This window comes from Enterovirga sp., from assembly GCF_028290205.1.
Taxonomy (GTDB): Bacteria; Pseudomonadota; Alphaproteobacteria; order Rhizobiales; family Beijerinckiaceae; genus Enterovirga.
The window spans coordinates 1-13,046 of record NZ_JAQGKF010000053.1; the positions used below are offsets into that span (position 1 = coordinate 1).

Annotated in this window: 13 protein-coding genes; 7 read left to right on the forward strand and 6 right to left on the reverse strand. The window is 69.3% G+C overall.

Annotated elements, in window-relative coordinates; all coding sequences use genetic code 11:
* Positions 1–143: 143 nt before the first annotated feature.
* Positions 144–1,034 (reverse strand): MltA domain-containing protein, encoded by an 891-nt coding sequence (locus tag JWR86_RS03585; protein WP_366914535.1) that lies wholly within the window; start codon positions 1,032–1,034, stop codon positions 144–146.
* A gap of 274 nt (positions 1,035–1,308) precedes the next feature.
* On the reverse strand, positions 1,309–2,028 hold the full coding sequence (locus tag JWR86_RS03590) for a Tim44/TimA family putative adaptor protein (protein ID WP_299560840.1): 720 nt from the start codon (positions 2,026–2,028) through the stop codon (positions 1,309–1,311).
* A 251-nt stretch (positions 2,029–2,279) separates the two neighbouring features.
* Here JWR86_RS03590 and secB point away from each other — a divergent pair, with 251 nt between their 5' ends.
* The gene (gene secB / locus JWR86_RS03595; protein WP_299560843.1) at positions 2,280–2,795 is read left to right on the forward strand and encodes a protein-export chaperone SecB; all 516 of its coding nucleotides are present in this window, start codon (positions 2,280–2,282) and stop codon (positions 2,793–2,795) included.
* 1 nt (position 2,796) lies between these two features.
* On the opposite strand, the gene dnaQ is transcribed toward secB, so the two are convergent.
* The 4 genes from dnaQ to JWR86_RS03615 form a co-directional block, all read right to left on the reverse strand.
* Positions 2,797–3,552, reverse strand: coding sequence for a DNA polymerase III subunit epsilon (gene dnaQ / locus JWR86_RS03600; RefSeq protein ID WP_299560846.1), 756 nt, complete (start codon positions 3,550–3,552; stop codon positions 2,797–2,799).
* Positions 3,509–4,144: a dephospho-CoA kinase gene (coaE, locus tag JWR86_RS03605; protein ID WP_299560849.1), complete on the reverse strand. Its 636-nt coding sequence runs from the start codon at positions 4,142–4,144 to the stop codon at positions 3,509–3,511. Before coaE ends, dnaQ begins: the two co-directional genes overlap by 44 nt.
* Positions 4,141–4,977, reverse strand: coding sequence for a shikimate dehydrogenase (locus tag JWR86_RS03610; RefSeq protein WP_299560852.1), 837 nt, complete (start codon positions 4,975–4,977; stop codon positions 4,141–4,143). Before JWR86_RS03610 ends, coaE begins: the two co-directional genes overlap by 4 nt.
* A gap of 65 nt (positions 4,978–5,042) precedes the next feature.
* Entirely contained in the window at positions 5,043–5,873 is an 831-nt protein-coding gene (locus JWR86_RS03615; RefSeq protein WP_299560855.1) for a pyruvate, water dikinase regulatory protein, read from the reverse strand.
* A 357-nt stretch (positions 5,874–6,230) separates the two neighbouring features.
* Here JWR86_RS03615 and hemE point away from each other — a divergent pair, with 357 nt between their 5' ends.
* The 6 genes from hemE (at position 6,231) to rsmG (ending at position 13,038) form a co-directional block, all read left to right on the forward strand.
* Entirely contained in the window at positions 6,231–7,241 is a 1,011-nt protein-coding gene (hemE, locus tag JWR86_RS03620) for a uroporphyrinogen decarboxylase (RefSeq protein ID WP_299560858.1), read from the forward strand.
* Positions 7,238–7,663: a protoporphyrinogen oxidase HemJ gene (gene hemJ, locus JWR86_RS03625; RefSeq protein WP_299560861.1), complete on the forward strand. Its 426-nt coding sequence runs from the start codon at positions 7,238–7,240 to the stop codon at positions 7,661–7,663. Before hemE ends, hemJ begins: the two co-directional genes overlap by 4 nt.
* 186 nt (positions 7,664–7,849) lie before the next feature.
* Positions 7,850–9,115, forward strand: a complete 1,266-nt coding sequence (gene rho / locus JWR86_RS03630; RefSeq protein ID WP_299560864.1) for a transcription termination factor Rho — start codon at positions 7,850–7,852, stop codon at positions 9,113–9,115.
* Between the two features lie 33 nt (positions 9,116–9,148).
* A complete protein-coding gene (gene mnmE, locus JWR86_RS03635) occupies positions 9,149–10,504 on the forward strand; it encodes a tRNA uridine-5-carboxymethylaminomethyl(34) synthesis GTPase MnmE (protein WP_299560867.1) in 1,356 nt (451 codons plus the stop codon).
* 15 nt (positions 10,505–10,519) lie between these two features.
* Positions 10,520–12,439 (forward strand): tRNA uridine-5-carboxymethylaminomethyl(34) synthesis enzyme MnmG, encoded by a 1,920-nt coding sequence (gene mnmG, locus JWR86_RS03640; protein ID WP_299560911.1) that lies wholly within the window; start codon positions 10,520–10,522, stop codon positions 12,437–12,439.
* Positions 12,427–13,038 carry a 16S rRNA (guanine(527)-N(7))-methyltransferase RsmG gene (gene rsmG, locus JWR86_RS03645; protein ID WP_299560914.1) on the forward strand — a complete coding sequence of 204 codons (612 nt, stop codon included), beginning with the start codon at positions 12,427–12,429 and terminating at the stop codon, positions 13,036–13,038. The genes mnmG and rsmG overlap by 13 nt, the downstream gene beginning before the upstream one ends.
* Positions 13,039–13,046: the final 8 nt, after the last annotated feature.

The window sequence follows — 13,046 nt, forward strand, 5'->3', positions numbered from 1 at the left end:
AGGGGGCGCCGGCGCCGGGGCCGGAGGGGCTGGGGGCGGCACCCATTCCGGAGCACCGCGGCCGGCGAGCGGCCGCACCGAACGGGCGATCTCCGCCCAGAGCCGGCGCTCCTCGCCGGTCAGGGCACGACGGGAGGGACGCCTCATGGCCGAGGCCCTGGCCGGTCCGGCCGCTTCGGGCGGAGCACCACCCAGCGCACTGGATGGCGCACGAGGCTCGCCCGGGCGCCGGCTTCGGCGCCCGATCCAAAGAACAGGTCGCCGCGTCCCCGGCCGGTGATGGCCGCGCCCGTATCCTGCGCCACCACCAGGCGGCGCAGCGGCTCGGTCGCTCCACCGGGAGCCGGAATGCTGCCGTCGAGCCAGATGGGCGTGCCGTAGGAGGCGTGGGAGGGGTCGACGGCCAGGCTGCGCCCGGTCGTGAGGGGCACGCCGGCGGCTCCGATCGGTCCGGCCTCGGACGCCACCTCGGTCGCCCGAAAGAAAATGTACGACCGGTTCGCCTGCATCACGGCCGGCGCGCGGTCCGGATGGGCCTTCAGCCAGGCCACCAGCCGGTCGGCCGTCATCTCGGCCCGGGGCGTGCCTTCCTGATCGGCCAGCACCCGGGCGACCGGCGTGTAGGGATGACCGTTGCGCCCGTCGAACCCGACCCGGAGCAGGCGCCCGTCGCCGAGTCTGACCCGTGCTGAGCCCTGGATATGGACCATGAAGGCGTCCACCGGATCGGCCAGGTAGACGATGGGCCGGGCGGCCTCCCCGAGAGCCCCGCCCTCGATCGCGGCCCGGTCCGGAAAGGCCTGCAGGCCGGATGCCGTCCGGCGGGCGGCCGTCATCCCGGGCGGCCACCCGGGCGGCGTCGGGCCCGAGCCCTTGCCCACGAACCCGGCCGGGCGGCCGAGAAGCGGTGTCCTGAACCCGCCTTCGGGGGTCAGCGAGCCGGCCAGTTCGGGTTCGTAATAGCCGGTCAGAAACCCGCGATCGATCACATCGACCGGCTCGAAGAAGCGCTCGAAGAACTGCCGCGCGTCCACGGATGAGGCATTTTTTGGCAGCGCGGCTGCCGCCCGGCAGGCCGCAGCGAGGCTGCCAGGCCTGCGCCGAACAGCAGGACAGCTCGTCCGAAAGGCGTCGAGGGCGGCGCGGTGGTCGTCGGCGTCCCAGCCGGTCAGCTGGTCAAACCCGGCGGGGGCGGGGCCGGCAGGCGCTGCCGCCGTCCAGAGGAGGCTCAGCGCCGCGGCGGAGAGTCCGATGCGGAGGGACCGAGGCCGCGGCACAGGGAGCCCGTCGGTCCGGCGCCGCGAGGTGTCACTGCCCGGCTTCGGTGGCGACCAGCTGCCAGTTCGGGTCGCGGGTGCCGAGGGTGCGGGCAAAGGTCCACACATCCGTGACGTCGACCACGGCTTCCGGGTCGCCTTCGATCACGGCGCCCGAGGCGTTCCGGGTCGAGGTGATCAGCTTGGAGACGAATCGCATGGTGATCTGCGCCACGCGGTTCCGGCAATCGACCGCCGTGATGTCACCCTTGTCGATGGACACGAAGGTGGTCTCGGCCTTGTCGCCGCGCTTCTCGCGCTCCTGAATGGCGCGCTCGAAGCCCTCGAACACATCGCGCGACAGCAGCGTCTTGAGGGTCTTCACGTCGCCCTGCGCGAAGGCGGTCACGATCATCTCGTAGGCCGACTTGGCGCCTTCCGCGAACGCCTTGGCGTCGAAGCCCGGCTCGATCTTGTTGATCTCGTCAAGGCCGCGGGCGACCGGGCTGTCCGGCTCCGCCACCCCGGCCCAGCGGTCCGGCGCCGGAGGGGCCGGCGGGGCGCGATCCGGGCCGCCGGTCGGCAAGCGCACGACGTTATCGGTGGGCTGCCCGGCGGGCCGCGACGTGTCGGCGGTCTCGCGGCGAGCGAACGGGTCGGCCGGCGGCTGCTCCTGTCCGGTCTTCTGACCCAGCACGGACCGCAGGCGCCAGATCACGAAGACGGCGAGCGCCAGAAAGACGAGGGTCGTCACGTCGAACGATTCTTGCATCGAACGGATCTTTGACCTCGGGCCCCGGATCTGACGCGGTTCTCCGGCTGCCGCCACAACCACGACAACCGCCATATGGGAGGCAAGGTGCGTAACATCCACCCTCGCCAACCACAAGCAAGGCGGGATCGGTCTCCTTGTGACCCTCCGCGAAGCATGATAGCGCGGGTTCATCGGCAAGCCCGGCTCGAACAGGGCGGCCGCGGCGTGGCGTTGCCAGCCGAATCTCTCCCGTCCTACAGGAGTCGAGTATGGCCGAAACCCCGGCAGGTAACGGCGCTCATCCCGCCGCCGCACAGGCCCAGGCCGGCGAAGGGCCTCAGCTCAACGCCCTGGCGCAATACGCGAAGGACATCTCGTTCGAGAACCCGAACGCGCCCCGGTCGCTGCAGCCGCAGCAGCAGAGCCCCCAGATCTCCATCCAGGTCAACGTCAACGCCAAGCAGCTGGCCGAGACGGATTTCGAGGTGGATCTCTCGCTCGAGGGCAACGCCAAGGTCGGGGACGAGGTGCTGTTCGCCTTCGACCTCACCTATTCGGGCGTGTTCCGGGCGCGGAACATTCCGCCGAGCGACCTCCATCCCGTGATCATGATCGAGTGTCCGCGCCTGCTGTTCCCCTTCGCCCGGCAGATCGTGGCGGAAGCGGTTCGCAACGGCGGCTTCCCGCCGCTCTACATCGACCCGATCGATTTCGTGGGGCTGTATCGGCAGAAGGCCGAAGCCGGCGGAGCCGACCAGCCCGCGCCATTCGGCGCCGCGAGCTGACCTAAGCGGAGCCGCCGCTCTCGGCCTCGCCGAGATAGCGGCTCCAAAGGGGCGCCGAGCCCAGCGTCGCCACGAAGGCGGCATGTGCCTCCCGCTCCTGCGCCTGCAGGCGGATCCGGTCCGGCCTTTCGGACCGGGGGGCCGCCGGGGAGCGGGCAACGAGGATCGGTCGCACCGTCTCCCGGATGACCGCCAGCCCGAGATCGGTCTGCCGCCCACCGAGCAGCTCGATATACACGTCCGCCAACAGCTCCGAATCGAGCAGGGCGCCGTGCTTCACGCGGCGCGAGCTGTCGATGCCGTAGCGGCTGCACAGGGCATCGAGGCTGTTTGACGCGTTCGGATGTTTCCGCCGCGCCAGCACCAGCGTGTCGACCACGCGCTCCGCCGACAGGAGCTGATGGCCTGTCCTGGCGAACTCGGCATTCAGAAAGCCGAAATCGAACTGCGCGTTGTGCGCGACGAGTTGCGCGTCGCCGAGAAACTCTCTCAGCTCGTCCGCAATGGCCCGGAAGGGCGGCTGCCCGGCCAGAAACGCATCCGACAGGCCGTGCACCTCGAACGCTCCCTTCTCCACCGGGCGCTCGGGGTTGATGTAGCGGTGGAAGTGCCGCCCGGTCGGGATGTGGTTGAGCAGCTCGATCCCGCCGAACTCGACGACGCGGTCGCCCGTGGCATGGTCGATGCCGGTCGTTTCGGTGTCGAAGACGATTTCACGCAGGGCGGGCAGGGCGGGAATCCCGGTGAGAGGCCGCATGGCCGAAGCGGCCCGCCAGCGCCCGCAGGATACCGGTGACCTGGGCCTCGGCGCGAGCGATCCCGTGCCCCGTATCCACCAGGAAATGCGACCGCGACCGCTTCTCGGCGTCGGGCACCTGCCTGGCCAGGATGGCGTCGAGCTTGGCCGCGTCCATTCCGGGGCGCGACAGCACCCGCTGGCGCTGCACCGCAGCGGGCGCCGTGACGGTCACCACGGCATCTACCCGGTGCTCGCCGCCGGCCTCGAACAGGAGCGGGACGTCCAGCACCGCGATCGGCGCGCCCGAAGCCGCGGCCCGTCCCACGAAGTCCAGCTCCTCGGCCCGGACCAGAGGATGCACGATCCGTTCGAGGCGGCACAGCGCATCCGGGTTGCCCAGCACGATCGCTCCGAGGCGGGTGCGGTCGACGCGACCGTCGGCCGTGGTTCCCGGAAACGCCGCCTCGATCGGAGCGACGGCCCGGCCGCTGTAGAGCCGGTGCACGGCCGCGTCCGCGTCGTGGACCGGCACGCCTGCGGCCCGGAACATGGCGGCCGTGGTGGACTTGCCCATGCCGATCGAGCCCGTGAGGCCGAGCAAAAAGGTCACCGGCCCGCCTCGACGTCGGCCTCGATGAGGCTCCTGAGCTCCGGGGTGACGCGCGGCCGCACGCCGAACCAGCTCTCGAAGGCCGGAACGGCCTGGTGGAGGAGCATGCCCAGCCCCCCCACGGTGCGCAGCCCCCGCCGTTTCGCGGCCTCGAGGAGGGGCGTCTCGAGCGGGACATAGACGGCGTCGGCCACGACCGCGCCCTCGGGCAGCCGGTCCAGCGCGAGATCCAGCGCCGGCTGGCCCTTCATGCCGAGGGTGGTGGTGTTCACCAGAAGGTCCGCCCCCTCCACGGCGAGGGGAAGTTCGTCCCAGCCGATCGGCTCGACCCGGGCCGGATCGAAACGCACGAGGTCGGCGGCCCGGCCCGGCGTCCGGTTGGCGATCCGCACCCGGGGGATGCCGAGGTCCAGAAGCGCGCCAACGATGGCGCGCGCAGCCCCGCCCGCTCCAACCACGACGGCGACCGAAACCTCCCGCTCCCAACCCGGCCCGATCGCCTCCCCGATGCTGTCGGCAAAGCCGACCCCGTCCGTGTTGTCGCCCCAGACCTCGCCTCCTGGCAGAGCCTTGAGCACGTTCACGGCCCCGAGCCGCTCGGCCCGGGCGGTGCGGCGGGACGCGAGCTCGAAGGCCTTCTCCTTGTGCGGCACGGTGACGTTTCCGCCGACATAGCCCTGCCGGGCGAAGCCGGAGACAAAGTCGGCCAATTCCCCGGGCGGCACGTCGATGCGCCGGTAGGCGCCCGCGATGCCGTGCTCCCGCAGCCAGTGACCATGGATCAGGGGCGACCGGGAATGCGCGATCGGGTGGCCGATAACGAAGGCGTTCATGCTGGGTCCTCGGCCGGGATGCTCTTCGCGGGCGCCGCAGGGGCGCCCGGCAGATCCCGGTCGTGTCAGGTGGCGATGAATTTCAGCGCGTGCGCCCGGTACAGGTCCACGATGGCGGCCGCCGTTTCCTCAATGGACCGGCGCGTGACGTCGATGGTCGGCCAGTTATTGCGGGCGCAGAAGCGTCGCGAGAACGCCACCTCCTCGGCCACGAGATCGCGGTCGACATAGGCCGTGTCCTCGTCGGCATTGAGGGAGAGCAGCCGGTTCTGCCGGATCTGCACGATCCGCTCGGGCGAGGCCACGAGGCCCACCACCAGCGCCCGCCGGGTGCGGTGCAGAGCCGGCGGCGGCTCGTGCCCGGGCACCAGCGGGATGTTGGCGGTCTTCAGGCCGCGGTTCGCCAGATAGATGGACGTCGGCGTCTTTGAGGTGCGGCTCACACCGACCAGAACCACATCCGCCTCGTCCAGGTCGTCCGGCAGCTGCCCGTCGTCGTGCAGCAGCGTGAAATTCATGGCGTCGATGCGCTTGAAATAATCGGCGTTGAGGACGTGCTGCGCACCGGGACGCGCCCGCGACACCGTGCCGACATAGGATTCGAGCAGCGCGTGGACCGGCGCCAGCACCGACAGGTGAGGGCAGCCGACCTCCCGGCACTTCTCCTCGAGCCGCACCGCGAGGTCCTGGTCCACGAGAGTGTAGAGGACGATTCCGGGCGCGGTGTCGATTTCCGAGAGGACGCGGTCGAGCTGCCGCGACGAGCGCACGAGCGGGTAGACGTGCTCGATCGCCGACACGCCTTCGTATTGAGCGGTAGCCGCCCGGGCGACCGCGATCAGCGTCTCGCCCGTCGAATCCGACACGAGGTGGAGGTGGAAATAGCTGCGGCCCACGAGCTCCGGACCCTGTGCGTAAGGAGTCGACGGGTGTGGATATCGGACCCAACGGAGTGGGTCCAGGCAAACGGGGCGGGACAGCGGGGCCAGGCTGTCCAGATTCTGACAATGCGGGATGCACGCCGCGAGTCATCGGGGACCAAACCGAAGCCCGCCGGCCGCCGGCCGTTAACACCTCGTTAACACATGCGGAATCGCTGCGGCCTTCCGCCCCGGCGCGGCGCCACACCTGTGCAGCCGCTGTGGACAGGATTGCGGCCCCGTAAGCCACGGCCCAAGAGAAAGAGGAGAGAGTCTCATTAAAGATTCTAAGATTTTAGGAGCGACAGGGTGGGTGTGAACGACAGGCCTCTCATGCGGGTTCTCGCCGGCGAGGCCCTCTGGCCCCCGCCGGTCTGGATCATGCGGCAGGCCGGTCGCTATCTCCCCGAATATCTGGCCACCCGGGCGGAGGCGGGCTCCTTCACGCGGCTCTGCTACACGCCCGAGCTTGCGGCCGAGGTGACGCTCCAGCCCATTCGCCGCTTCGGCTTCGACGGGTCCATCCTGTTCTCCGACATCCTGATCGTGCCGGACGCGCTCGGCGCCGAATTCCGCCTCGACGCCGGCGAGGGCCCGAGGCTGCGGCCGACCGTCGACCGCGAGGGTCTGGATCGCTTGGCCTCCAGCCTGCCCCTGGAGCGCGTTGCCCCGGTCATGCAGGCCGTGCGGCTGATCCGGGCGCAGCTCCCTGCCGAAACGACGCTGCTCGGCTTCTGCGGGGCACCCTGGACCGTTGCGGCCTATATGGTGGCCGGCCGGGGAACGCCGGATCAGGGACCCGCGCTGGCGGCAGCCCGGACCGACCCGGGCTTCTTCGCCGCGCTGATCGAGCGGCTGGTCGAATCGAGCATCACGTATCTCGTCGCCCAGCTCGAGGCCGGTGCGCAGGCGGTCCAAATCTTCGAGAGCCACGCCGGTTCGCTGCCGGAGGATCTACTCGAGACGCTGTCGCTCCGACCCATCGGCCGCATCATGGCTGGGGTTCTGGAGCGCCGGCCCGGAAGCCGCATCATCGTGTTTCCGCGGGGGCAGGGCCGCCGGCTCGCCGATTACGCGGCCCTGGGCGCCGCCGCGATCGGCATCGACCAGGACACCGACCTGCCGACCGCGCTCGCAAGTCTGCCGGCGGGGGTCGCCTCCCAGGGCAATCTCGATCCGAACCTGCTGCTGGAAGGCGGGGCGGCGCTCGATCGGGGGGTGGACCGGGTGCTGGAGGCCGTGCGGGGCCGCCCGCACATCTTCAACCTCGGGCACGGCATCTCGAAGGACACACCCGTCGAGAACGTAGCCCGCTTGCTGGCCCGGATCCGGAGCGCCGCGTGACCTACCTTCTGGTCAAGTCGCTGCACATCCTGGCCGTAATCTCCTGGATGGCCGGCATGCTCTATCTGCCGCGGCTGTTCGTGTACCATGCCGACGCGCAGCCCGGCTCGGCGCAATCCGAGACATTCAAGGTCATGGAGCGGCGGCTGCTTCGGGCGATCATGACGCCCGCCATGGTGGTCACCTGGGCTGCCGGGCTGTGGCTCGCCTGGGACGCGGGCTTCTTCCGGTCTGGGTGGCTTCACGGGAAGCTCGCGCTCGTCCTCGCGCTGTCAGGCGTGCACGGCCTTCTGGCCGTGAGGGTGCGGCGCTTCGCCGAGGATGCGAACACGCGCTCGGCGCGACACTATCGCATTCTCAACGAGATCCCGACCGTCCTGATGATCGGGATCGTGCTCCTGGTCGTCCTGAAGCCCTTCTGAGGATTTCCCGCGGTTTGCCCTTGAGGGGAAGGCCGGACAGCCCTATAGTCGCGCTCTCCCAACCGACAGGTCGCCGAGCGTGGAGCCCCAGGGGCTCGCAACACAGGCGCGTCTGAACCGGGCCATCCTGTCGCTTCCGTCCCGCCCAAGTCCCGGCCCCGCGATCCCTAGCGAGAGTGCTCCCCCATGAGGGAAGTCAAACTTGAAGACCTGAAAGCCAAGTCGGCAACGGAATTGCTGACATTCGCCGAGGAGGTCGAGGTCGAGAATGCGAGCACCATGCGCAAGCAGGAGCTCATGTTCGCGATCCTCAAGCAGCTCGCCGCCCGGGAGACCGAAATCGTCGGTCAGGGCGTGGTGGAAGTGCTGCTGGACGGGTTCGGCTTTCTGCGGTCTTCCGATTCGAACTATCTGCCCGGACCGGACGACATCTATGTCTCGCCGTCCCAGATTCGGCGCTTCGGACTCCGCACGGGTGACACGGTTGAGGGGCCGATCCGGGGTCCCAAGGAAGGCGAACGCTACTTCGCTCTTCTCAAGGTCAACACGATCAACTTCGAAGACCCGGAGAAGATCAAGCACAAGGTCCATTTCGACAACCTGACGCCTCTCTATCCGGACGAACGCATTCGTCTCGAGCACGATGAGCCAGGCAAGAAGGACTTCTCGGCTCGGATCATCGACGTCGTCGCCCCGATCGGAAAAGGCCAGCGCGCCCTCATCGTGGCGCCGCCCCGCACCGGCAAGACGGTTCTTCTTCAGAACATCGCCAAGTCCGTCACGGCGAATCATGCCGATTGCTACCTCATCGTGCTGCTCATCGACGAGCGGCCCGAGGAGGTGACCGACATGCAGCGCTCGGTGAAGGGCGAGGTCATCTCTTCGACCTTCGACGAGCCGGCGCAGCGCCACGTGCAGGTCGCCGAGATGGTGATCGAAAAGGCCAAGCGCCTGGTCGAGCACGGCAAGGACGTGGTCATCCTGCTCGATTCCATCACCCGGCTCGGGCGCGCCTACAACACGGTGGTGCCGTCCTCCGGCAAGGTGCTGACTGGCGGTGTCGACGCGAACGCCCTGCAGCGGCCGAAGCGCTTCTTCGGCGCGGCCCGCAACATCGAGGAAGGCGGATCGCTGACCATCATCGCGACCGCACTGATCGACACCGGCTCGCGCATGGACGAGGTCATCTTCGAGGAGTTCAAGGGTACGGGTAACTCCGAGATCATCCTCGACCGGAAAGTCTCCGACAAGCGCATCTTTCCGGCTCTCGACATCACCCGCTCGGGAACGCGGAAAGAGGAACTGCTGGTTCCGGCCGACGTCCTCAAGAAGATGTACGTGCTGCGCCGCATTCTCAACCCGATGGGCACGGTCGACGCGATCGAGTTCCTTCTGGACAAGCTGCGGCAGACCAAGACGAACGGCGACTTCTTCGACTCGATGAACACCTAAGCGACCGATCTCGCGCGAGCCTCGAGCAGCCTCGTGGCAGCCTCGGGGACCCGCCCCGGCGGCCAGGGTCCGGACACGATCTTCGCCGTCGCGTCGGGCTTCGGCCGCAGCGCGATCTGCGTGATCCGGCTGAGCGGGCCGGACAGCCTGGCCACGCTCGCCACTCTGACCGGCCGCCCGGCACCGCCGGCCCGGGCCTTGACGCTGCGAACCCTGCGCGGGCCCGACACAGGCGAACCTCTCGATCAGGCCATGGTGGTATGGCTGCCGGGGCCCGGCACCTTCACGGGCGAGGACCAGGCCGAATTGCACATTCACGGCGGCTTGGCCGTCCGGGCCTCGGTTCTGCGTGCGCTCGCCGCGCGACCGCAACTCCGTGCCGCCGAGCCCGGTGAATTCACCCGGCGCGCCTTTCTCAACGGCAAGCTCGACCTCACCGCCGTCGAAGGACTGGCCGATCTCATCGACGCCGAGACCGAAGCGCAACGCCGACAGGCCCTGCGCCAGCTCGAGGGAACGCTCGGGCATCAGGTGCGGCGGTGGCGCGAACGTCTCATTGGCGTCTCCGCCCTGTGCGAGGCCGGGCTCGATTTCTCCGACGAAGACGACGTGCCGACCGATGTGGACGGGCCGGTCCCGACCGAGATCCGGCATCTCCGAGACGAGATCGCGACCGCGCTGAGCTCCGGAGAGCGCGGTGAGCGTGTGCGGGACGGGCTCACCGTGGTCATCGCCGGCGCGCCGAATGCGGGAAAATCGACGCTGCTGAATGCTATCGCGGGGCGCGACGTCGCCATCGTATCGCCTGTTGCGGGCACCACGCGCGACATGATCGAGGTGCGGTGCGATCTCGGCGGGCTGCCGGTGGTGTTCGTCGACACGGCCGGCCTGCGGGACAGCGACGAGGCGATCGAGCGGGAGGGCGTGAGCCGGGCCCTCCAGCGCATGCAGGATGCCGAGCTGGTGCTCTGGCTCCAGCCTCTCGGCGAGGCGCCAACGCAGCCCCACCTGCCCCCAAGCGGCGGCTGGCGCCGGGTCTGGACCAAATCAGATCTCGGCCAAAGAGGGGCCTTGCAGGAAGGGTCGAGCGTGGTCTCAGCAGCGAGCGGCGACGGCGTACCGGAGCTGCTCGAGGCCATCCGGGCCGAGGCCGAACTTCGCATGACCGGCGACGGGGATGCCCTCCTCACGCGGGAACGTCACCGCGTGCTCCTGGCCGACGCGCAGGAATGCCTCGCTCGCGCCCTTGTTGCGGAGCACACGGGCCACCCCGAACTCGTGGCCGAGGATGTGCGGCTCGCCTTGCGGGCGCTCGGGCGCGTGTCCGGGCATGTGTCTCCGGACGACGTGCTGGACCGCATTTTTTCGTCCTTCTGCATCGGAAAATAGAAGCTGGTGACGCGAATGGCCGAGCAGGGCTTTGCTGGGGCTCAGGCCCTTGATCAGGTCCGAGGCTTCGACGTGGTCGTGGTCGGGGGAGGTCACGCCGGGGCGGAAGCCGCGAGCGCGGCCGCACGCCTTGGGGCCCGCACGGCGCTTGTCACCCAGTCCCTGGCGACGGTCGGGACGATGTCGTGCAACCCGGCCATTGGCGGGCTCGGCAAGGGCCACCTCGTGCGCGAGGTGGATGCGCTCGACGGCTTGATGGGCCGGGCCGCGGACCGGGCGGGCATCCAGTTCCGCCTTCTCAACCGCCGCAAGGGCCCAGCTGTCCGGGGTCCCCGCACCCAGGCGGACCGCAAGCTTTACGCCCGGGCCGTGCAGGACCTGCTGGCTGAAACCCAGAACCTCACCCTGGTCGAGGGCGAGGCGGCCGACCTCGAGGTGGTGGACGGCGAGGTGAACGCCCTCGTCCTGGCGGACGGACGTCGCCTCGCGGCCGGCGCGCTGGTGATCACCACCGGCACGTTCCTGGGCGGTGTGATCCATATCGGCGAGCAGCGCTTCCGGGCGGGGCGACATGGGGAGCGCCCCTCCGACCATCTCGCCGCGACGCTGGCGCGGCACGGCCTGCCGCTGGGGCGGCTGAAGACCGGGACGCCGCCGCGGCTCGACGGGCGGACCGTGGATTGGGGCGCGGTCGAGCGCCAGGCCGGCGACAGCGATCCGGTCCCGTTTTCCTTCATGACCGACGCCATCCGAACGCCGCAGATCGAGTGCGGCATCACGCGCACGACGATGAAGGTGCATGACGCGATCCGTGCGGCCTTGCACCGCTCGCCGCTGTTCAGCGGGCAGATCCAGGGCGTTGGTCCCCGCTATTGCCCCTCGATCGAGGACAAGGTGGTGCGCTTCGCCGACCGGGACAGCCACCAGGTCTTTCTCGAGCCGGAGGGTCTCGATGACCCCGTCGTCTATCCGAACGGCATTTCGACCTCTCTGCCGGAGGACGTGCAGAGAGCGGTGGTGGCCGGAATCCCAGGCCTTGAACGCGCCGTCATGATCCGGCCGGGCTACGCCATCGAATACGATTACGCCGATCCGCGCGCCCTCTCGGCCTCGCTGGAGAGCACCAGGATCGGCCGCCTGTTCCTGGCCGGTCAGATCAACGGCACCACCGGTTACGAGGAAGCGGCAGCTCAAGGCGCCGTGGCCGGTCTCAACGCGGCCCTGCGGGCGTCGGGCGGCGCCAGCCTCGTCCTGCCGCGGTCGGATTCCTATATCGGCGTGCTGATCGATGACCTCGTGACGCGGGGGGTCACCGAGCCCTACCGCATGTTCACGTCCCGCTCGGAGTTCCGGCTGAGCCTTCGCATCGACAATGCGGACGAACGCCTCACCCCCGTCGCGGCCGCCCTTGGGGCCGTGTCGCAGGAGAGGTCCGCGCGGTTCTGCGACCTGACGGCTCGCTTGGACGCCGCCCGTGCAAGACTGCACGAACTCACCGTCACGCCTCAGGCCGCCGCCCGGGCGGGCCTGACGGTCAACCAGGACGGGACTCGGCGGAGTGCCTTCGAGCTGCTGTCGCGACCCGGCATGTCCCTCAGCGACCTGGAACGGGTGTGGCCCGAGCTCGGGGCCATTGCTCCGGATGTGGCCGCCCGGGTCGAGGTGGAAGCCTCCTATTCGGTCTACCTCGCGCGGCAGCAGGAGGACCTGGCCGCCTTCCGTCGCGAGGAGGCGATCGCGCTCCCAGCCGGCTTGCCCTTCGGCCAGATGCCTGGGCTTTCGGCCGAGATCCGCTCCCGGCTCGATCTCGCCCAGCCGGCCACGCTGGGCCAGGCCTCCCGCCTGGAAGGCATCACGCCCGCCGCGTTGACGATCCTGGCCGCTCACGCCCGAGCCGCGCAGCGGCCGGCCCCCCGATCCGGATCCGACCTGTGAATGTTTCACGTGAAACACGGCGTCGCCTCGAGATCTTCGAGCGCGAGCTTCGCGCTTGGCAGAAGGTGATCAACCTCGTCTCACCGGCCTCCCTCGATGCCTTCTGGCTGCGTCATGTCCAGGACTGCCTGCAGCTGATTCCTCTGGCGCCTAAGGCCGAACGTTGGGTCGACCTGGGGGCGGGGGCCGGCCTTCCCGGTCTCGTGATTGCGGCTTCTGACCGCATACCACACGTGACCCTCGTCGAGAGTGACAGCCGAAAGTGCGCCTTTCTGCGTCACGCCGCGCGCCAGATGGGCGTCGCCGCCGAGGTCGTCGAGGGCCGAATCGAGCTGTCGCTCGCCGGCCGCCAGGCCGACGTCGTGACAGCGCGCGCGCTCGCCCCCCTGACCCGCCTGCTCGGCTATTCACAGGAGATGTTGCGGAGCGGCGCCACAGGCCTGTTCCTGAAGGGCCGCGGCTACGCGGCGGAATTGACCGAAGCCCACGAATCCTGGACCTTTGAGGCCGAAGCGGTCGAAAGCCGGACGGATCCGGAGAGCCGCATCCTGCGCATCACCCGGTTCGAGGGCCCTCGACAGCCGGGAGACGTGAAGTGAGAACCACC

Bases quoted from the DNA above. Each gene is read 5' to 3' on its own strand.
- JWR86_RS03590 (WP_299560840.1), bottom strand. From the start codon at position 2,028: ATGCAAGAATCGTTCGACGTGACGACCCTCGTCTTTCTGGCGCTCGCC.
- secB (WP_299560843.1), top strand. From the start codon at position 2,280: ATGGCCGAAACCCCGGCAGGTAACGGCGCTCATCCCGCCGCCGCACAG.
- dnaQ (WP_299560846.1), bottom strand. From the start codon at position 3,552: ATGCGGCCTCTCACCGGGATTCCCGCCCTGCCCGCCCTGCGTGAAATC.
- JWR86_RS03610 (WP_299560852.1), bottom strand. From the start codon at position 4,977: ATGAACGCCTTCGTTATCGGCCACCCGATCGCGCATTCCCGGTCGCCC.
- hemE (WP_299560858.1), top strand. From the start codon at position 6,231: ATGCGGGTTCTCGCCGGCGAGGCCCTCTGGCCCCCGCCGGTCTGGATC.
- rho (WP_299560864.1), top strand. From the start codon at position 7,850: ATGAGGGAAGTCAAACTTGAAGACCTGAAAGCCAAGTCGGCAACGGAA.
- mnmG (WP_299560911.1), top strand. From the start codon at position 10,520: ATGGCCGAGCAGGGCTTTGCTGGGGCTCAGGCCCTTGATCAGGTCCGA.